Origin of the sequence: Campylobacter concisus (assembly GCF_003048405.1) — a bacterium.
GTDB classification, from domain to species: Bacteria; Campylobacterota; Campylobacteria; order Campylobacterales; family Campylobacteraceae; genus Campylobacter_A; species Campylobacter_A concisus_Q.
Genome location: NZ_PIQS01000001.1, coordinates 735,541 through 755,390, shown reverse-complemented (window position 1 = coordinate 755,390; position 19,850 = coordinate 735,541). Strand labels below are relative to the sequence as shown.

General features: G+C 33.4%; 17 protein-coding genes. 2 read left to right on the top strand and 15 right to left on the bottom strand.

Features of this window, described 5'->3' with window-relative positions; genetic code table 11:
• Nucleotides 1–10: 10 nt before the first annotated feature.
• From CVT18_RS03995 to mqnP, 9 genes are all read right to left on the bottom strand, one after another.
• A complete protein-coding gene (locus tag CVT18_RS03995) occupies nucleotides 11–667 on the bottom strand; it encodes a 16S rRNA (uracil(1498)-N(3))-methyltransferase (protein WP_103628323.1) in 657 nt (218 codons plus the stop codon).
• Nucleotides 668–1,069, bottom strand: a complete 402-nt coding sequence (locus CVT18_RS03990; protein WP_085657889.1) for a hypothetical protein — start codon at nucleotides 1,067–1,069, stop codon at nucleotides 668–670. It lies immediately after the preceding gene.
• Entirely contained in the window at nucleotides 1,066–1,269 is a 204-nt protein-coding gene (locus tag CVT18_RS03985) for a hypothetical protein (RefSeq protein WP_085657890.1), read from the bottom strand. The genes CVT18_RS03990 and CVT18_RS03985 overlap by 4 nt, the downstream gene beginning before the upstream one ends.
• Entirely contained in the window at nucleotides 1,269–1,850 is a 582-nt protein-coding gene (locus CVT18_RS03980; protein WP_103628324.1) for a 6-pyruvoyl trahydropterin synthase family protein, read from the bottom strand. Before CVT18_RS03980 ends, CVT18_RS03985 begins: the two co-directional genes overlap by 1 nt.
• Nucleotides 1,850–2,605, bottom strand: a complete 756-nt coding sequence (locus CVT18_RS03975; RefSeq protein ID WP_107824263.1) for a 7-carboxy-7-deazaguanine synthase QueE — start codon at nucleotides 2,603–2,605, stop codon at nucleotides 1,850–1,852. Before CVT18_RS03975 ends, CVT18_RS03980 begins: the two co-directional genes overlap by 1 nt.
• A complete protein-coding gene (gene moaA, locus CVT18_RS03970) occupies nucleotides 2,605–3,573 on the bottom strand; it encodes a GTP 3',8-cyclase MoaA (protein ID WP_103628326.1) in 969 nt (322 codons plus the stop codon). Before moaA ends, CVT18_RS03975 begins: the two co-directional genes overlap by 1 nt.
• A gap of 138 nt (nucleotides 3,574–3,711) precedes the next feature.
• Entirely contained in the window at nucleotides 3,712–4,218 is a 507-nt protein-coding gene (locus CVT18_RS03965; protein WP_021091068.1) for a DUF6115 domain-containing protein, read from the bottom strand.
• Between the two features lie 9 nt (nucleotides 4,219–4,227).
• On the bottom strand, nucleotides 4,228–4,749 hold the full coding sequence (locus CVT18_RS03960) for a hypothetical protein (RefSeq protein ID WP_103628327.1): 522 nt from the start codon (nucleotides 4,747–4,749) through the stop codon (nucleotides 4,228–4,230).
• Nucleotides 4,746–5,606, bottom strand: coding sequence for a menaquinone biosynthesis prenyltransferase MqnP (mqnP, locus tag CVT18_RS03955; RefSeq protein WP_103628328.1), 861 nt, complete (start codon nucleotides 5,604–5,606; stop codon nucleotides 4,746–4,748). The genes CVT18_RS03960 and mqnP overlap by 4 nt, the downstream gene beginning before the upstream one ends.
• 105 nt (nucleotides 5,607–5,711) lie before the next feature.
• Between mqnP and CVT18_RS03950 the strand changes: the two genes are divergently transcribed.
• Both CVT18_RS03950 and miaA read left to right on the top strand, forming a co-directional pair.
• On the top strand, nucleotides 5,712–6,926 hold the full coding sequence (locus CVT18_RS03950) for an FAD-dependent oxidoreductase (RefSeq protein WP_103628329.1): 1,215 nt from the start codon (nucleotides 5,712–5,714) through the stop codon (nucleotides 6,924–6,926).
• Nucleotides 6,927–6,928: 2 nt separating this feature from the next.
• The gene (gene miaA, locus CVT18_RS03945; RefSeq protein ID WP_103628330.1) at nucleotides 6,929–7,804 is read left to right on the top strand and encodes a tRNA (adenosine(37)-N6)-dimethylallyltransferase MiaA; all 876 of its coding nucleotides are present in this window, start codon (nucleotides 6,929–6,931) and stop codon (nucleotides 7,802–7,804) included.
• 30 nt (nucleotides 7,805–7,834) lie between these two features.
• On the opposite strand, the gene CVT18_RS03940 is transcribed toward miaA, so the two are convergent.
• The 6 genes from CVT18_RS03940 to CVT18_RS03915 form a co-directional block, all read right to left on the bottom strand.
• Nucleotides 7,835–8,827: an iron-sulfur cluster assembly scaffold protein gene (locus tag CVT18_RS03940; RefSeq protein ID WP_103628331.1), complete on the bottom strand. Its 993-nt coding sequence runs from the start codon at nucleotides 8,825–8,827 to the stop codon at nucleotides 7,835–7,837.
• 17 nt (nucleotides 8,828–8,844) lie between these two features.
• Nucleotides 8,845–10,035: a NifS family cysteine desulfurase gene (locus CVT18_RS03935; RefSeq protein ID WP_107824262.1), complete on the bottom strand. Its 1,191-nt coding sequence runs from the start codon at nucleotides 10,033–10,035 to the stop codon at nucleotides 8,845–8,847.
• A gap of 414 nt (nucleotides 10,036–10,449) precedes the next feature.
• Complete coding sequence (locus CVT18_RS03930) at nucleotides 10,450–11,814, bottom strand: thioredoxin reductase (RefSeq protein ID WP_103628332.1); 1,365 nt, start codon at nucleotides 11,812–11,814, stop codon at nucleotides 10,450–10,452.
• Between the two features lie 3 nt (nucleotides 11,815–11,817).
• A complete protein-coding gene (locus tag CVT18_RS03925) occupies nucleotides 11,818–15,603 on the bottom strand; it encodes a hypothetical protein (RefSeq protein WP_107824261.1) in 3,786 nt (1,261 codons plus the stop codon).
• Nucleotides 15,604–15,605: 2 nt separating this feature from the next.
• A complete protein-coding gene (locus tag CVT18_RS03920; RefSeq protein ID WP_107824260.1) occupies nucleotides 15,606–19,106 on the bottom strand; it encodes an Mbeg1-like protein in 3,501 nt (1,166 codons plus the stop codon).
• Nucleotides 19,107–19,766, bottom strand: coding sequence for a tRNA 2-selenouridine synthase (locus CVT18_RS03915; RefSeq protein ID WP_107824259.1), 660 nt, complete (start codon nucleotides 19,764–19,766; stop codon nucleotides 19,107–19,109).
• Nucleotides 19,767–19,850 lie beyond the last annotated feature (84 nt).

Below are 19,850 nucleotides of genomic sequence, written 5' to 3'. Positions count from 1 at the left end.
ATCAAATAAATTAAGCCAGGAATTTTGCAGCTACTGAGATAACCGCGGTCTGCGATCTTAAAATATTTTTTGTATTTAGGCCGTAGCTATTTTTAAATTTAGCCGTTTCTTCCTCACTAAATCCACCCTCTGGACCAATTATTAAAAGCTCGTCATCTTTTTTTTCATTTAAGCTTTTACCACCAAAATTTATAGCTGAGACATTTTTATAAACGCTCATTAGCTCGTCCAAATTTTTATAAATTTCAAACTCCATTAGCGATGTTCGTCCGCACTGCTCGCAGGAGAGAGCATTTATATAGCTTAGCCTTTCAATATCTATATTAAAATTTGCTTGAGAAAATTTAGTATAGACAAAAGCTATTTTACCAACGCCAAGTTCATTTAAAAATGGCAATGTCTTTTCTATCGTCTTTGGATCGACGATAGCCCAAGCGATCGTAAAGTCGAATTTTTGCTCGCCATTTGAGCTGGCAAAGACAAGACTTAAGCTCGCACTTCGCCTATCAATCTCATCAATTTCATAAATATACTCTTTAAAGTCTCGTAAATTTCTAACACTTATTCGCTCACCAGCTTGCATTCTTCTAGCTTTTAGGTGCAAAAAAGCTTCATTTACTATCTTTAAGCTTTCATTACCTGCATTTTTATCATATAAAAATTTCATCTAAATCCCTGCAACTACAACTAAAACAAGATCACAAAATCCCTTAATAAGGGCAAATTTTTTAAATTTTTCTAAATCGCCATTAGCTGCATAAATTTTTAATCTTTTAAAACCTATGGCACTAAGTGCGATTAAAATTATTAAGATAATTAACATTTTTATGGCATTAAATTTAAACTCATATCCGTAATACGCCCATAAAATAAGTCCGGTTAGCACAAGAAAACTAAGTAGCATATGATAAATCGGTAAAAAATATCTTATACGAAGTACATAGTTTTTACTATTGCTACTAAACTGAGTAAGTATTAAATAAAGTATATTACAGGCAACTAGTGCATAAAAAAATATCACATGAAAAGGCAAAGTGTATGCAAAAAGCGAGGAGAGATGTTCGTTCATTTCTTCTCTTTAGGAGACTCGTTCTCTTCGACGACTGGCTCAGGTGGGAGTTGTTCATCGATTGTGACATTTGCGTCTGGTTGAGCTATAGTCACGTCACTCGGTACTGGCTCGCTAACATCGTTTTTAGCCTCATCTTTATCTCCACAACCCGCAAATAGACCAGCTATAAATAAAAAAGAAGTTATAATTTTTTTCATCAAACGTCCTTTGGAATTTCTATTTTTAACCTATTTTTCATCTTCTCGAATAAATTTTTATCTTCCCACTCTTCTATGATAGCGTCTGAAAATTTGATCTCATCTAGCTTTATCTCGCCCATTTGCGCATTTACGGAGTCCTCTTTAAAGCACTGTGCATAGCCTGTATCAGTCTCATGCACGATAATGCTATGAAGCTTCACTTCACGCTCACCGTTATTCATCACGCTAAGTTCAAGCAGTCTTTCTATTAGTACAAAAAATATGCGGCAAAACTGCTCTGCACTTGGATTTAGCGGAATCTCGATCCATCTTGCCGAGTGCTTTTTTAGATCATTTTTATACTCGTCATTATCGCCTGAAAATATTGTTGTAGCGTGATCAAAACTATCAATGATCGTTTTTATATTTTGCTTCATCAAGCCAAAATCATAAACCATGCCGGCGTTATCAAGAAAATTTGAGCTAAGTAAAATTTCAGCCACATAGCTGTGCCCGTGGATGCTAGTCCTACAACGCTTTGAGCTACAAAATCTCACAATATGTGCATTTTCAAATCTAAAAAGCTTTCTAATAATCATCAAACACCTTCTTTATCGCCCCAAAGCCTGATGTGGATACGCTCTGAATAATTAAATCCATGCTTTATGGCAAATTCTGCTGTTTTTAAAGCATTTTCATTTAGCTCAGCTCTATTTGCTCCTATTGCCATACACCAAACTGGCAAATCCAATCTATTTTTTATATTTATAATCTCGTCCAACTCGCTTTTGTCAAAGTGCGAGAGGACAAATTTTAAAAAGCTGCTTCTTGCATTATTTTTAATAGCCAAAATAGCATCTAAATTTATGCGTTTTTGCTCGCTAACTCCGCTATTTACTAGCTTTACACCAAGTGCAAAGTGGCATTTTTTATAAATTTCATATTTAGCAAAATTAATTAAGATAGTGCCATTTGTCTCAAAATGCACTTCATAATCTTCAAGCAATTTCTTTACCAAATTTATAAAATTTTCATTTTCATGCCAGATGAGCGGCTCGCCACCGGTTAAAACAATGATCGGTTTTTGCATTAAGCCTTTGCATAGGTTGTCAACTATGCCTAAAATTTCATCTACACTGTAAATTTTATAATTAAAATGCCCTTTAAAAACAGCCCTTATGCTATCACATCCTAGTAAGCTTTCGCCAGTTTTTAAAGATTTTGTTTGCACGCCAAAGCCAGAGCAGTTTAAGTTGCAGCCTAAAAAGCGTAAAAATATGGCGAGTCTGCCTTGGTAAGCTCCCTCGCCTTGAATACTTAAAAACGCTTCAACTAGCTCTAGCTCTTTGCTCATCAACCACCAGTTTGATAAAAGGCACGCGAAGAGGTTTCATTGTTAGCACCTATCGCCCATTTGTTCTCTTTTGGCTTGTTTGCTAGTACTTGCCTTAAAACTTCACTTGCAGCTACGATATCACCTTTTTCAACCGCTTTTTTGATGCTAAGAGCCTCTTCAAAGTAAAGGCAAGGTATCAAAAGTCCCTCAGCACTTAGCCTGATGCGGTTGCAACTCTCGCAAAAGTCGTGCTTGTGCGGATCAATGATACCAAATTTATAACCATCATCAAGTCTATAAATAGACGCAGGCGCATTTGGTAGTTTTCCATCTTTCGTGACATTATATTTTTGTGAGATGATTTTTAAAATTTCATCGCTACTTAGCCCTTTTAAATCATCTTTTGCGTGTGAATTTTCCATATACTCAATAAATCTGATCTGAGAATCTCTAAATTTAGCAAACTCAAGCAAATTTATAAGCTCATCATCATTTACGCCTTTTAGTGCAACAGTATTGATTTTTACCTTTAACCCAGCATCATGGGCTGCTTCAAAGCCAGCTAGAACTTCGTGTAAAACGCTTTTTTGTGCGATAAATTTAGCCTTTTGCTCATTTAGTGTATCAAGCGACATATTTATGCGCTTTAGTCCAGCGTCTTTTAGCCTTTTGGCAAAGTGCGAAAGCATATAGCCATTTGTAGTAAGTGCTAGATCGATGTCTGGATTATAATCACTTATCATCTTTATAAAAACATCCAAATCCTTACGCACAAGCGGTTCGCCACCAGTGATTCTTATCTTTTTTATACCTTCGTCGATAGCCACTTTTACAAATAAAAATAGCTCCTCAAAGGTTAATAAATTCTCTCTTGGCGTCCAGCTAAATGGCGTTGTAGGCATACAATACCTACACCTAAAGTTGCAACGCTGAGTTACAGAAATCCTTAAATAATCAACAACCCGACCATATTTATCGATTAGCATAAAGCACCTTCTTAAGCTTGGTTAGAGCTTTTTATAATTTTTTCAATTATATGTTAAAAGATTTAAATCAAAATAAAAATTTAAGCCAATTCTTGTAGTTTAAGAGTAGATTAGTCTTTTTAAAATTAGCCTGTAAATTTAGGCTAATTTATGAAATTTAAGCACAAACTCGACTCGCCCCATTCCAACATGAAGGTCCTTTGCGATCATCGCTGCACTTTTTCCGTCTTTAAACATTTTTAAAATTTGCTCTTCTTCATTGATGACGCTTGGGGCGATTTTATTAATATCTCTTGTTCGCTCTTCAAGACTAACTATCCTATCTTTTTGCTCTGTTGCAAAATCATCAATTACTCGCTCAATGCTCTTAATCGCACGAATTATTGGCACAATTTTCTCATTTATTTGTAAATCAATATTTTCTTTTATCTGTTTTTTAAGTGGCTCATATTGTTCGCTATTTTTAAACGCCTCGCCCTCAAGCATTGAAATTTGCTTTTTTAGATTGAAATTTTCTTGCATAACGCTTTCTATCGCTCGCTCAAATCTCGCAAATTTTTTATTTGTCTCACTATCTTTTATCAACATCAAAGCTACTATTATCGCCAAAACGATACCAAAGCCTAAAAAAATATAAATTTCCATATTTTTCCTTTACGAATTCGCTCTCATTTCTCTTATCATTACACGCTCTCTAGCTGTTACGTAAGCGTTCCAATCGGCTTCATCCTCTTCATGCATATTTTCTATCTTTACTAAATTTTCACTAACAGCCCTTAAATAAAGGCTCAAATTTCTCTTTGGAAAGATAGGCATAGCAATCCTTGCGTAGTAAATTTCATCTTTTATAAATTTCTCTTCACTTATTTTGATGTGTGTAAAGCCGATTTCTTCGATACTCGTCCTCTCTTTTAGTGGCAAATATTGCTTATGTTCGTTTTTAATATAATCACTCAGAGCATCGACTTTTCTATGAAGCTCGATCAGTAAAGTTAATAAAACTTGATCGCTCTCTTTGGTTTCGCCACGCGATTTAGCTCGTTTTAGCCAAGCCCCAAGCGCATCCTCTTCACCCGGCAAGATGGAGTCAAACTCTCTTTTAAATTTCTCGCTTCCATCTTTATCAGACTCAAATTCCATATCAAGAGGTGCTTTAAACAGCTTAATCTCGCTCATAATACGCTAATCCAAACAAAGATAAAAAATAAAATTCCCAAATAACCATTTAATGTAAAAAATGCTCTATCTATCTTGCTAAAGTCGCGTCTTACGATCCTATGCTCAAAAAATAAAATAACGCCACTTACTAAAATTCCAAAAAAGGCCATCGCTCCAAGCCCAGCCGCCCAAGCAAAAAGTAGCCAAAATATAAAAGCCAAAGCGTGAAAAATGGCCGATAAAAAAAGTGTAGCCTTGTCGCCGTAAATAGCTGGTATGCTAAAGAGCTTATTTTCTTTATCAAATTTCATATCCTGAAGTGAATAAAGCAAGTCAAATCCAGCTACCCAAAATGTTACACCAAGGCAAAGTAGCACACTCCAAAGCGGTATAGCAGCGCTCACTGCGACTACGCCAGCGATGGGAGCAAGACCTAGGCTAAGGCCAAGCACCAAGTGTGCTAGCTCGCTAAAGCGTTTAAATAGCGAATATCCACCAAGAACAGCTAAAATAGGAAAACTTAGCCAAAATGCGAGCGAATTTATAAAATAAGCACATACGATAAAAATAAACGCATTTGCCACTATAAAAAGCTGCATATTGCTCCTACCGATACGACCATCAACGCTTGGGCGGCTTGCGGTTCGCGGATTTAGCTTATCGATATCTTCGTCTTTATATCTATTAAAAGCCATAGCAAAATTTCTAGCACTAACAGCGCAAAAAGTACCTAAGATAAGTAGTTTTAAGCCAAACCAAGCCGAGCCACTTTCTATCTTACTAGCAACTATCATCGCAACAAAAATAAAAGGCAAAGCAAAAACAGAATGCTTAAAAACGATAAGTTCAGCGATAATTTTTAATTTTTCTATCATTTGATAAATTTCCATTTTCTTTAAAAATGGTTGATTTTACACCATTTTGCTTTAAATTTGAATTTATATTATCATTACAAGATTAATTTAAAACAAAGGGTTATTATGGGCAAAATAGCGATTATTGGAGATAGTTTTAGTGCGTTATTTACGGCTTACGAATTAGCTAAAAAAGGTGAAGAAATTTTAATTATTAGCAACCAAAAAGATGATTTTACAAATGGAATTTTAGCAGCCTTTGGTACACACGCTCTTGCAAAAGATGGAGCGATATCTAGCTCGTTTATGGGGCTAGTTAGCAAAAAAAGCGAGCTTGATATAAGTATTTGCTTAAATGAAAATTTTAGAGCTTGGATGACAAATTTTACACTTAAATCAACCAAAGCTCACGACAAAAAGATGCAAATTTTGTTTTCAAAATTTGGTAGGAAAAGCTTTGAAATTTTAAGAGATTTAAACAACAAATATCCGCAGATAAATTTCGATGAGAGCGGCGTTTATCTACTTTTTAGCAATGACGAAAGCTTTAAAAAAAGGCTTGATGAGATAAAGGTTGCCCATAGCGAGCAAGAAATTTTAAGCATAGATAAAGAGCTTGCAAATTTTGGGCTAATAAATAAAAACATAAAAGGCGCTATAAATTTAGCCAACAACGCAAGTATTGATACAAATGAGCTCAAAAAAGCTTTGATAAATGAGTTAAATTCTCTCGGGGCAAAATTTATAAATGATGAAATTTATGAGCTAAAAACGCAAGGGCAAATAGTGCAAAAAGCTACCGGCAATAACGGAGAATATGAGGCCGATAACTTTGTGATTGCCTCAAAAAATTTAGAGCTTTCAAATAAACTAGGCACGAGCTTAAATGCGATTTTGGCTAAATTTTATACCATTGATCTTAGCCTAAATGAAGGGCAAATCCCTAAAAAACCAATCATTTTAAATGATTTATTTGCCAAAATTTATCCAACTAAAAATGGCGTTACAATTATTACAAATTTACAAGTCGGCGCTATCGATACGCTTGTTAAAACTGAAAAGATTAATGCATTTTTAAATGAGCTAAAGATACATCTTGGCATAAGCGAGCTAAAAGAGCCTAGTTTTAGGGCAAACTACGTGATTCTTAGCTCAAACGATAAGCCAGCTCTTGGACGCGATAACATATATAGTAACTTGATCTATAACCAAGCTTATGGACTAAATGAGCTTAGCTTTGCTCCGTATTTTGCTGGCGTTTTAGCAAGTCTTATAAAAGATAGCAAAAATAACGAGGAAAATGATGAAATTTTACTCTTTAGCTCGTTTTATGAGGGCTAGACTTGTTTAAAGAATTTGCAATAATTGGCACCACGGCAAGTGGCAAAAGCGATCTTGCATTTGAGCTTGCAAAGAAGCTTAACGGTGTCATCTTAAGTCTTGATTCGCTCGCACTTTATAAAGAGATAGATATCGCCAGCGCAAAGCCAAATAAAGAGCAGCTTGAAACTATAAAGCACTTTGGTGTAGATGAGATTTATCCTGATGAAGAATTTAGCGTTGGGGCATTTTTTGAAATTTATAAAAATGCAAAGGGTTTTGCACGCTTACAAGACTGCCCGCTCATCATTACAGGAGGCAGTGGCTTTTATCTAAAATCAATGCTTAGCGGACTTGCACCAGATGTGCCAAAATGTGAGCTAAATTTAAGCAATGAAGAAATTTACGAGTTAGCTGTAAAAATCGATCCTGAGTTTGCAAGCAAATTTAGCCAAAACGACTCTTATCGCCTCGAAAAATGGTATCAAATTTATAAATTTAGTAGCCAAATTCCAAGCATTTGGCTAAGAGAAAATACTAAAGAGAGCATCATAAAAAAGCTAGCAATATTTGAAATTTTATGGGATAAAGATGAGCTTAGAGAACGTATCAAAAAGAGAACAAAAGGCATGCTTGAGGCTGGGCTTATAGATGAGGCGAAATTTTTGTTTAATAAATACAAAAGTGAGCCAAAACCACTAAAATCAATAGGCTTAAAAGAGTGCAAGCAATTTTTAGATAAAGAAATTTCTCAAAACGAGCTTGAAGAGCTCATAGCTACGCACACGGCTCAGTTAGCAAAACGTCAGCGAACCTTTAATCGCTCACAGTTTGAAAAAAAATTTGTAGGTGATTTGAACCAAATTAGAAGTGAAATTTTAAAATTTTTAAGAGAATAAAAACTAGCCCACAAGGGCTAGTTAATAAAATCAAATAGGCATAACCCTAATTTTTGGACTTAAGCTCTCTTGTAAGACATTTTCAATCGCATAAAGAGTGCCAGTTGAGCCACTTGCACAGCCTGAGCAAGCACCAAGATAGCGTATATAAATATCAGTATTTTCGCCGTTATCATTTCTAATATCTAAAATTTCTAAATTTCCGCCATCCATCTCGAGCATTGGGCGAATTTCTTTATCTATGATAGACTCTACTGCCTTTAGCTGCCCTACCATCGTCATATTTTCAAAGCTAATGTCGCCTAAAGTATGATTTGCTTGAGCATTTGCCTGAGCTTCGATCTTCTCACGCTCCATCTCAGCCCTAGTATCACGCAAAATATCCACCAAATAATATTCTCTTTTTTCATGGCCACCAGGCTTTACACAAGACTTGCAAAATGCACCAGCTTTCGTGTATTGCGTGATCTCCTCAACTGTGTGAAGGTCATTTAGTCTTATCACTTCTTTAATCGTACCAAGGCTTACTCTCGCGCACTCGCAAACGATGATCTCATCTTCAAAATGCTCTGGGTCTATGCCTTTATAGCTTGCAGCTGCTGCTTTTATAACATCATATGCCATAACTGAGCAGTGCATCTTTTGAGGTGGGACTGCTGGCGTATCTGGATTGTCACGCATAGCCTTTTCTACATCAAGGTTTGTGATCTTGACTGCTTCATCGACTGTTTTGCCGATACAAAGCTCAGCCATCGTATCAGAGCTAGCTATCGCTGTGCCACAGCCAAAGCTTTTAAATTTAGCATCTATTATTTTGTCTGTCTTTTCATCAACAAGCCAGTATAGCCTAACCGCATCACCGCAGCTTTCTGCACCAAAGTCAGCCACAATAAGCTTTGCGTTTGCCTTTTTAGCATCTTCTTCGGTTATCTCTCCCATAAATTTAGGATTATTCATCCTGTCTTGCACTACCTTAGAATACTCATCCCAAATAGAGCCTCCGATCAAATTATTCTTTGCCATGTTATTTCCTTTAAATTTTATAATCCACTCTTATGCCATTCTGGGGCGTAGGCAAATGTGCTAGATATACCTCTTAGTCTATTTACTGCTTTTGTTATATGCTCGATCGCATAATCAATCTCTTCTTCTGTATTAAATCTAGAAAGAGATAATCTAAGTGCGGTGTGAGCCAGCTCCTTATCTGCCCCTATGGCCTCCATTATTGGGTTACTCTCTAATGTTTCACTTGCACATGCTGAGCCAGTTGAAGCTGCGATGCCAGCTTTGTTTAGATCCCAAAGCATCGCTTCGCCTTCAACGCCTTTTATAGAAGCTAAAATGGTATTTGGCACACGTTGTTCTTTTTTTCCTACAACGCTAACGTCAGGAATTTGTAAAATTGCATCTTCAAGCTTATCACGCAAACGGCGAACATGAGAGTGCTCATAATCCATAAATTTATTTGCCAGTTCAAGTGCTTTACCCATGCCGATGATACCAGGAACATCGAGCGTGCCACTTCTGCGTCCACCCATGTGCTCACCACCATGAAGTAAGCTACTTAGTGGCATGCTATTTTTTATAAATAGTGCTCCAACACCCTTTGGTCCGTGAAATTTATGCGCAGAAAAGCTTAAAAAATCAACATTAAGGTCTTGAACATTTATCTTTATCTTACCAACTGCTTGAACCGCATCCGTGTGGGATAAAGCTCCATATTCATGAGCAATACTAGCAAGCTCTTTTATAGGAAAGATCATGCCAGTTTCGTTATTTGCACTCATTATAGAAACAAGTGCTACATTCTCATCCATTACAGCTCTTAACTGTTCTGGAGTGACTATGCCATCGTTATTTACATCTAAAACAGTAAGCTCTACGCCATATTTTTCTAAAAATTTACAAGTCGCCAAAATAGCTGGATGCTCAACTGCGGTTGTTATGATACGCTTTTTCTCGCCAGTTGCTATTTTGTCAAAGTAGATACCTTTTACTACCCAGTTGTTGCTCTCAGTCGCGCATGAAGTAACAACGATATCATCGCTATCTTTTGCGTTTAGTCCGGTGTAGAGTTGATCTAGCGCTGTTCTTAAAGCTGGATGTGTTTCAGAGCCAAATTTATGAAGCGAATTTGGATTGCCGTATTTTTCACAAAAATATGGCTTCATAAGCTCAAAAGCTTCAGGATCAACCATTGTTGTAGCGTTATTGTCTAAATATACTCTCAAATTTAAAACCTTAATTAGGATAAAAAATATCCTTTTTATTTTTGATGGGATATTATAACAAAAAAGTTAAAAGCAAGTTTAAAAATATGCTTTAATTTTTTCAAAATTCAGCTCATTTTGATATTAAAATATATTGAAATTCTTTATCAAAATTTGTATAGATCGCTATTTGCGATTTTTCTTATAAAAAAGTCTAATTATCTCCTAAAATTAATTTATTTTTTTAAGTTAATAGTGCGACAAACATATTGCCTACGTGCATTATCTCTTTATAATTTTCTTCTAGTTTTTCATATTAGGTTTTATAAAGTTCTATTAGGCCGGTTATCATAGAGATGCCTATGTCCTTGATTGTAGTGGCTTAATATATTTATATTTGGCTCCGTTTAGAACCATAGATATTAAATTTATTATTTAATCCTTTATATTATGCTCTTTAGCATAGCTTAATATCTTTTGCCTAAGATCTTCAGGAAAGCTTTCTCTATACATTACTGGTATTAGAGGATTTAGCTTTTTATCTAATTTACCAGCTTCATATAGTCTTATTAGCTCTTCTGGAGTGTTATAGTATGGTGCATTAGGATAGCCCTCAGGTGGGGTTAGAGACATTATTTTAGCTTCTAGGAGGGTGGAGTCGATGTAGAGACTTAAGTCACGATCATCCCATGTGTTTGGAAAAGCATATTCATCAAATTTATCTTGGTAGAATTTTATTTCTTTATTTACGTAGTTCGCAAATTCTTCTCTTGTAGTCTCGTTTGCATCAAGGTCTCTAGGGTCTAGTAATTTGCCTTCGTCTTCTACTAATTTTCTTAAGTGTCTATGCATTGAACCAGAAGTGTTTTGCGCTATCCCACCCCTATTAAAATCCATCACGAAATAGTTTCCCACTATCTCATCAAGATAAGGCATCATACCATATTCATCTAGTGGAGGATTGCTGGCTACTTTTCTAAATTCTTTAGCCATTTGTAAATTTTTGTATAGACCTACTAGATAGGTAGAGTATTCAAACAAGTCTGCTAGTCCCGCTAAAGCTTCTTTTTTACCAAGCTGAGCTGATAGAAACATTGATTGATATGCTCTTGCTTTAAATCCTGCATAACCTAATCCAACCCCCCTTGAAAATCCAGCTGTATTTCCTAATACTCCAGCACATATATTCCACTCTGCTGCAAATAGTTCTGATTTTAGAGTTTTTCTATTAGCATTTATTTCATTATAAATTTCAGCATATTCAGGTTTAGTTAGTTTGCCTTTACTATCTACTCTAGCTATGGCATCATCTGGGATATCTATCATAGTACATTTTAGATTACTTCTTTTTACTAGATAGATATATCTATCTCTTTTATCTTTTAAACTTTCATAATATGCTTTTTCTGATTTAGTCCAAGGTGATAGTTTATTTGAGCTTGGTTTATAGCTAATATCTAGCCAAGGTTTAAATGATAGATAGTCTGTTTGACCTAAAGAGTTTGGTTTAGGGTTATAGTATAGTGGTTTATAGTTTTTATATGGAGATGAGTCTAGGATGGAGCGGGAGTCAAGGACTAATTTGGCTGCAAGATCTGGAGCTAGTTGTCTATTACTATCATGCTTTGCAACTATTAAATTTGTCTTTTTATCAAATTTTACCTCTCTACCGTTAAGTGCTATAACCGTATATGTATTATTGTTATCCATTAAATTTCCTTTATTTATTCTTTTATTTACTACTATTAGTGATATAGCTATTACTAAGATAGCTAAAGCTGCAAATACAATCTTTTTCATCTATTATCCTATGTAAAGACCATCTTCCATAACTATGGTGGTGGCTAGACGACCTACTAGGCGAGGGGGTATCACTTTATCCCCCTTATCCTCATTGTTTGTTTTACACCCCACGTATATCCCCTTTATGTTATTGTTGCCAATAGTATCAAGTGCTTCTACTAGATCTCTTGATAGGTTAGAGTGATTGTTTTCATCACTGGTGTTAAAGATTCCTTTTTTAAATAAATTTATGATTTTTACTGCTTCTTGATAAGAGTCTATTGCATACTTAACTTCGTCGCTTTCTGTTTGTAGAGTATTTCCTTTATATATCATATAAATTTCTTTCTCCTCTTTAACATCCAAATTTAACCCTCTTATCTCTACATCTGAGTTTGTATATCTACTTCTTGCATATTTAAAGTAGTTTGCATCTACTTCATTGCCAGCTCCTCTTAGTTCATCTAAACATAGATAAGCACTAAGGTTATTTAGTGCTAGCTTTGAAGCAAGGTTATGTGAGAGTTTACTTTGTTTATTGTTTATATCATAGTAGATAAATGAGCTATAGTCTAGTCCTCCACTACTTATATTAGCTCCTAGAAATAGTCTATTTAAATTTAGACTTATATAGTTTTGATAGATCATTACTGGATAGTAGCAATAGCTATTTGTACTATTTTTATCATAAGCTTCTTTTATAGACATAGGTTTATATGAGATATTATTTAGTGCGTAAGCTTCATTAAATTTATATGTATATCTTGTATGCATTATTTCGTTGTAGTTTTCTTCTAGTTTTTCATAGGATGTTTTCCAGAGTTCTATTAGTCCGGTTATCATAGAGATGCCTATGTCCTTACCAAGAGTTTTAGTATAGTCTTTGATTTCTTTTTTCATAAGCTCTACATCTCTTATATTAAAGCTATACGTGTATCTCATAAAAGTATATGTCGTTATCTCGCTGTAAGATATATTTAGTTTAAAATGTTCTATCGTTCTATAAAGCATAGAGGTATTTTGGGCTTGTAAAATTAAATTTAGCTTTGATCTTTGAAGTACTATATTTGTAGTTTTTAATCTTATGATATACAATAAATATTCATCTATTTGTTTAGTCTTTTTTGCACTAAATAGTTTTTTTATTAAATTTAATACTCCAAGCTCGTCTAAAAAGGCATCTTTTAATTTCTTTGCATCCCTTTCAAATATAAAAGAGCTAAGCATCTCATAAATTTTAGATATGCCATCTTCACTTGCAAAGCCTGCTATTGGGAATAATCCTTCAATGGCTGTTTTTACGAGTAAGGAGCTTACCTCTTTATCCATATCTCTATCATTATGATAAGCCTTATCTTCTAAGTCTATGGCTTTTTTTAAGACGTCTTTATCCTTAGAAGCTATCACTTCTTTTATCAAAGCTTTATCTTTCTTGCAGCTTTCATCTATATCATTGGCTTGCTCTATTAGAAGCTTCATTAGATCACTTTGTAAAGGATCTTTTATATTTGTACTTACACTACTATCATTTTCTTCCAAAAGTTCTTTTATGCTATATACATCCTTAGTATTTCCTGCGCCATCCATATAATCACTAATCTCTTCTATACATAGATACTCATTTTTGTTTAATCCACTACTTTTAGCACTATCTTTATAAAAGAATAATCTTATATCACTATCACCTAATTTTACAAGAGAATTTACATTTATAGTACTTATCTCTTCATCACCTATTTTTATATATTCACGAGAGTTTTTTATAGATTTTTTTAACAACTCTCCTGAATAGCTCTTAGTCATTATAAAGTAAGCCACGCCAAGGCAAAGTACTTCTAAAAGAGAGTAGTACGGAGTTGGCTGATCATCTAGCGCCTTCTTTACTAAATAGTCTATATCTTCTAACCCATTATACTCTTCTACCTCTTCTGTCTTATTGTAGTCATGCTCTTCAAATTTCATCCTGTCAATAACATTTTTATTAACCCTATCAAAGACTGCTTTAAATGCTATAGTTGATTTTTCCATATACTCTTTTTCACTCTCTTTTATCTTTTCCATATCATTTGGTTGCTTTGCATAAGCATTTATATGAGAGACATTTATATCGAAAAGCTCATCGTACTTTAATTTGTTTAATTGAAAATCATAAGCATCGCTACTATTTTCTTCTGTATAGCTTTCACTATATTTTTCTTTATTCTCTTCAATATTATCTATATAACTTTTTTCTATCCTTGCAAATGGAGATAAATTTAAAACAAGAGTTGATTTATCATTGTTTTGATCTATATCTATACTATATTTGCTATAGTCTTTTACTGGATTTAGAGTCTTTATGTCACTAAATTTTTGTTTTACCAGGTTACTACTTTTTGATCTATTTATATCGTCTTTTATAGTTTGATCAAGACTATTGCTAATAACTTCCTCTCTTAATCCTGCACTTGATCTAAAAGGAGAGTTTGAAAGAACGATGTAGTTTTTATTTAAATTTGAGAAGTCTTTACTATTCATCTCATCATTTACTGAGGTATTATTTTTATCGGATTTATCTGCTATTAGATTAGCTAACTTTATAGAGTTAAAATTTGAAGCGCAGATGAAATTTAGATTTGCATTTGTACTTTTTATCTCATCTTTTAATCTACTAAATAAGGTATCATCACTTGAGCCAAATCCTAAGTTTTTATTTATGATATCGTAAGAGCAAATATCTTTAGTATATTCAAACACTAATACATCATCTAAATATCCATATATGCTATATCCTTCATCTGTATTATAGTTTGTCTCTTTTTCGTTAATGCTATATTTAAAAGGGCGGTAGTCTAAATTTAAGTGAGTAAAGTCCAAGAAAAAACCAGATCTAGAATTTTTATCACTTTTAAACACCAAGACATTGCAGTTTGAACTTATATTTAAAGTATTTACGACAGAAGCAAACCTAGATGTAAAAAAACTTAGTATTGGTAAGGATACACCGTAAAATGCCCTATTGCTATCATATTCATGAATTGCATACGCCATCTTTCCAAGCTCATAAGCCATAAAACCAAGATTTGATTTTTTTATTATAGCCTTTGGATCGGTTATATCGACTAGACTTAATATAAAAAGAGCTATTTGTTTTATTATAAATTCTCCATTTTCCGAGCTTAGCTCTTTTAAATTTTTATCTAGCTCATCAAAACACTCTTTTATGCTTCTTTCAAATTTGGACTCATCCAATCCTTCACTAGCTATCAATGATTTAGCATCATTTAGTAGATCGTTTTTTAGAGTATTTAAACAATCTCTTAAAATATTTTTAGCCTCATTATAATTAGAAACAATAAGCTCAAACATATGATAAAAACTTGATGGTTTATCTTCTACTTCATTACCATCTTTTAGCAACTCTCTATCATGCTCATCTTGAGCTAAATCCAATATCTCTTGATTATGTATTTTTGTTTGTAAAGGAGTAAGCCCTTCTCTTAAATTTTCAAAGAATTTATCAATAGCACTTTTTTTATGAACTACTTTTACTAGAATGCCTTTATATTTAAACTCCCTTACTCTATTTAGTTTGCTATCTTTAAAGCTCTCTTTGTCTACATAAAAATCAGTTATTATTGATATGTCTTTATCTTTACCTTTACAATAAATAAGATCTGATACAATCTCCGCAATTATATTGCCAGAATATGAAGAGAGATAGTTTAAACTAGACGTATAAAGCGTCACGCTCTTTGCATCAGCTATGTACTCTTTTATCTTTTTTAAACTCTCTTCGCAAGAGTAGGTTATATTTATATCATTCATCGTTATGCCACCACTACTGTTTTAATTATATTTATATCATCGCTATATTCACTATCTAACCCATAAGCAAATTTTATACATACTGTTTTCGCCCTACTTGGCGTAATATAGATAAGATTGTTATCGTCGCTAATATCATCTACAAATTGAAAAAATCCTATTCCACTCTTAGGAAGCGTCATATCTTTATAGATAGGCTCAGTATATTTAGGGGTAATAAAAATAAAATTTTTATCCATAAGCGAGTATTTAAAGTTAAATGATGAGATACTAAATTTATCATCTCTAAATCGAGCCTTTAGATACTCTTTTAGCTTCTTATCTTTTATATCAGAGCCTTCGTCTAAATTTAGCTCCATCTCTTTAAATCCCTCTTGGTTTTTATATTCCACATCATTTAGCTTATATATACAAACAGCAAGATTATCTGTTTGATTAAGGGCTGATTTTATATGAAGCCTTATGTAGGCATTATTTAAATTTATATCTTTTATTATTTCGCTACTATCTTGCATACTAGGATTACTTAAACTATGCTCTAGTTTAAGTTTATTCTCTTTTTTTATGCACCTTAGCGAAGAGCCCGTGTTACTTAGGCAGTTTGGCACTAGATCTTGCATTACAGCGTAGTGATCATTCATGCTTTTTAAACTAAGTGCCGATCTTGGCACATAAGCTACTATGACGCATGGAATCCTAGCTGAACAGCCTACTATTGGCGAGTTTATAAAATCAACATCGAGTATCACGCCTTGATCGTCTGATCTTATGCTCCTGCCTGCCCTACTTTTTAAGATCACGTGACCACCATGTGGGCAAATGATAGTGTCATCCTCTATGACAGGGCATGAAGTCGCAGTGGATAAAATTTCTTTAAATTGATTATCTTTTTGTAAATTTTGCCTTTGATCTAAATTTGAAAGAGCCTCTTTAGTCTTTTTGCTCATTGGTTTTAGATTGATATTTAGACTCTTATTTAATAGTGAATAATTTAATATATTTGCTTGAGAATTTCTATAAGCAACATTTAGCCTTCCTATATCTTTATCCTCATCTCTTGGCTGATGAGTAAAATTTAGAGGTATATTCTCATCACTATTATATTTTTCGTCTTTAAAATAAAGTGGGTAATCCTCCTCTTCATTGGCTTTAGACAAAAGGGCAGAGTTTAGATATATTCTTTGATTCATATTTTTGCTATCTAGCTTAAATATCTCCTTTAATACCTCGACATCAACGATACTTTTATCTACTGCACTTACACTAAGAGTATCGTTATTTTTATAAAAGATACTTCCCACACTCTCATTCATAAGAGCTTTTATATCATCGGTTGCTACTTTATTGTTGTAAGCTACATCATCGTTATTTTGAGCAGATTTATTGTTAGCTATTACTATGGCTTCATCGCTAGAGCTTATATCCTTAGAGTCTATACTAGCCAAGAAATTTTCATTTTCTTTTAGCTTTGCTAGATCCGCATATTTTAGATTTATTATGCTCTTTAGCATATCTATTCTATCTTTTACGAAGATGCTAGCCTCTGCTATATCCACTCTATTATCTCGTAGTATCGTTATATTTTTATAGATATTTTTGCTATAAGAGAAGTATTTACCAAGCTCATTTACCTCTATCTTTTTTTCAAATACAAATAAATTTAAAGCACAAATAGCCACTAGCATATCTATATCGCCAGCTCTAGCATCGCTTACTATCTTTGTCGCATCTAGTTTATCTAGATCATCTATATCTAGTATCTTTACTAGATGTGCCTCTTTGTTGCTATTTTTATCTATGTTGCTACCTAAATTTTCTATTATATACCCGACCATATCTTGCTTAAAATTTTCATCACTAAATTTGCCATATTCATAAAAGAGATTTAAATAAGCATAAAAGATATATAAAGGCGTATCTAGCATAGAAGCATCACATATATCATCTATATTTACATCCAAATTTAACTTCGATCTTATGCATTTTAGTTTAAATTTAAGCGACTGGATATATTCATTTAGATAATCAAGTGCTTCAGCTATATCTTTGCCTTCTATTTTTGCTTCATTTTCTTTGTTTTCCAAGAGATAGCACAACATATATAAAACCAAAACGCTCTCTTTTAAAAAATGAGATCTAACCAATATATTCACCAAGTGTCTATTCTCAGTATTTTCATACTTTACTTCGCCAGTTGTATCTATGCCTAGCTTATAGCCTAGATCAGATATTACTGAAAAGGTAGGCTCTATCAAAACAGCTACATCTTTTGAAAAGCTATCTTCATCTCTATTTATACTTTGTTTAACGCTCTCTACGTGATGTATCTCTATGTCTATATCTTTTTCTTTGCTAGCTTTATTTATATTAGAGCTCACCTTTTTATCTGCAAGAGTCTTTTGAGCTTGTTCATTATTTTTAACTACATCTACATATTCATCTACGCTGCTCTTATCATCTTTAAAGCCAAACATACCTTTTATCTTATTAAAGACTGAGCCTACCATCTTTCCTATAAAGCCATCTTTGTCTATGACTCTTGCTATCCATCTTGCACCTTTTGCTATGGCTTTGGCTACAAAGCTAAGAAGCCTTAAGCTCCAAGTAAAAGCTGAAGCTAATATGCCACCATAAATTCCTGGAGCGTTATAAGTATAAAGTTCTTTTACTCCGCTATCTTTAAAGGTTACTGCATATATTTGAGCTAGATGACCTCCTAATGAGTGACCTGATAAAATGATGTCTTTAGCGGTGTTATCTAAGCCACTTAAGTTTTGACTATGAGAATTTATAGCTTCATGCATAGAGGATTGAAGTGATTTTAAAGCAGATATTTGCATAAGCGCTCTTGATGTGATGGCCATAAAGGCATCATCTAAGAGATCGTTTATTTTCATCTCTGTTCCTCTAAAGCCTATTATATAGTTTGACTTAAGAGTGTCATAAAATATAGTTGAGCTAAAACCTGATTTTTGATTAGGTATGTGCTTTACTAGCTCATAGCGATTAACAAATAGTTTTGTGCGAGGAGAGAGGGATTCAGGCTTATAAAAGATATAGGGTGGCTGATCCGGTACCAAAGCTATAAAATTTTTTACATCATTTTTGAGTTCAGTATCTTTTGTTTCTCCATTTGCCCCAACTGGTTTCTTTACTATTTTATCTGCCATAAATCTTGCTTCTATACAAAGAGCATAAGCGGTAAGGTCACCAAATTTTCTATTGTTTGTTTGTGATGTGTCTGTTTCATTGCTTATATCAATTTTATCACCCAAGGTAATATCATCTGCATATCTCCAAACAGGCTTTTTCTTTTCATTTTCTCTATAAGAATTTACAATGTTTTCAGGGACATTATCTTTACCAAATTTATCATAAAGCTCATCAAGTCCATTTCTTTCATTCTCAAATACATTATGAAGCATTGCATAACTTGCATCAGCTATATCAATATAGTCTTTAAAGCAATTTATTAGCTCTTTATTTGATTTTTTAGTTTGCACTTACTTGTCCTTGTTTGCTTTTATAAATTTGTTGTTTATTAGAATGAATTTGTTTCCACCGCTTACTGGAACTATACTTTTTTTACTAAAGCTTATTCCCATTCCTTCATCACCAAATAGTCCATATTTGGTACTATATGTTTCATAATAAACATCTATGCTTATAGGAACTATTTCTCCATTATCATCTACATATAATTTTCCTAAATCTAAATATGGTTTTTCTTTGTTAAAATTTTCTAAACCTATAAACTCAATTATTTTATTTATATAGACTTCAGAGATTTTAGCTTTTTTACTAGTTTGGTTTTCATAATATATCCAGCGAGTGTAGTATTTTTTACCATTTGAGAGGGTTTGATCCATTTTTGGATTATCGTAAAACTCTGTTTTTAAAATTTCTCTCATTTTTTGATTTCTTTCATTTTTATTAGGTATTGTCTTTATTCTCTCTAAAATTTCTTTTCTTTTACTATCTCTTATTTGTTCTTGTCTCTCTATCTCTTTCTCAAATTTCTCATCAAATATATATACTCCACCATATTGTTTAGCTAAGTTTTCTAGTTCAGAGTTACTTATCTTTTTGTTTGCTTGATTAGCTGAGCAAGCTATTAAGAATATACTTGTTAGAAGTAAGAGTGTTATAGCTAGAAATTTCATTGATTATCCTTTTATGTTTGAAATTTTAGTTTGGATATTTTATTGTTATTGTATTTATAATATTATTAATTTATTATGTGCTGT

Bases quoted from the DNA above. Each gene is read 5' to 3' on its own strand.
- CVT18_RS03995 (WP_103628323.1), bottom strand. From the start codon at position 667: ATGAAATTTTTATATGATAAAAATGCAGGTAATGAAAGCTTAAAGATA.
- CVT18_RS03990 (WP_085657889.1), bottom strand. From the start codon at position 1,069: ATGAACGAACATCTCTCCTCGCTTTTTGCATACACTTTGCCTTTTCAT.
- CVT18_RS03985 (WP_085657890.1), bottom strand. From the start codon at position 1,269: ATGAAAAAAATTATAACTTCTTTTTTATTTATAGCTGGTCTATTTGCG.
- CVT18_RS03980 (WP_103628324.1), bottom strand. From the start codon at position 1,850: ATGATTATTAGAAAGCTTTTTAGATTTGAAAATGCACATATTGTGAGA.
- CVT18_RS03975 (WP_107824263.1), bottom strand. From the start codon at position 2,605: ATGAGCAAAGAGCTAGAGCTAGTTGAAGCGTTTTTAAGTATTCAAGGC.
- moaA (WP_103628326.1), bottom strand. From the start codon at position 3,573: ATGCTAATCGATAAATATGGTCGGGTTGTTGATTATTTAAGGATTTCT.
- CVT18_RS03965 (WP_021091068.1), bottom strand. From the start codon at position 4,218: ATGGAAATTTATATTTTTTTAGGCTTTGGTATCGTTTTGGCGATAATA.
- CVT18_RS03960 (WP_103628327.1), bottom strand. From the start codon at position 4,749: ATGAGCGAGATTAAGCTGTTTAAAGCACCTCTTGATATGGAATTTGAG.
- mqnP (WP_103628328.1), bottom strand. From the start codon at position 5,606: ATGATAGAAAAATTAAAAATTATCGCTGAACTTATCGTTTTTAAGCAT.
- CVT18_RS03950 (WP_103628329.1), top strand. From the start codon at position 5,712: ATGGGCAAAATAGCGATTATTGGAGATAGTTTTAGTGCGTTATTTACG.
- CVT18_RS03940 (WP_103628331.1), bottom strand. From the start codon at position 8,827: ATGGCAAAGAATAATTTGATCGGAGGCTCTATTTGGGATGAGTATTCT.
- CVT18_RS03930 (WP_103628332.1), bottom strand. From the start codon at position 11,814: ATGAAAAAGATTGTATTTGCAGCTTTAGCTATCTTAGTAATAGCTATA.
- CVT18_RS03925 (WP_107824261.1), bottom strand. From the start codon at position 15,603: ATGAATGATATAAATATAACCTACTCTTGCGAAGAGAGTTTAAAAAAG.
- CVT18_RS03915 (WP_107824259.1), bottom strand. From the start codon at position 19,766: ATGAAATTTCTAGCTATAACACTCTTACTTCTAACAAGTATATTCTTA.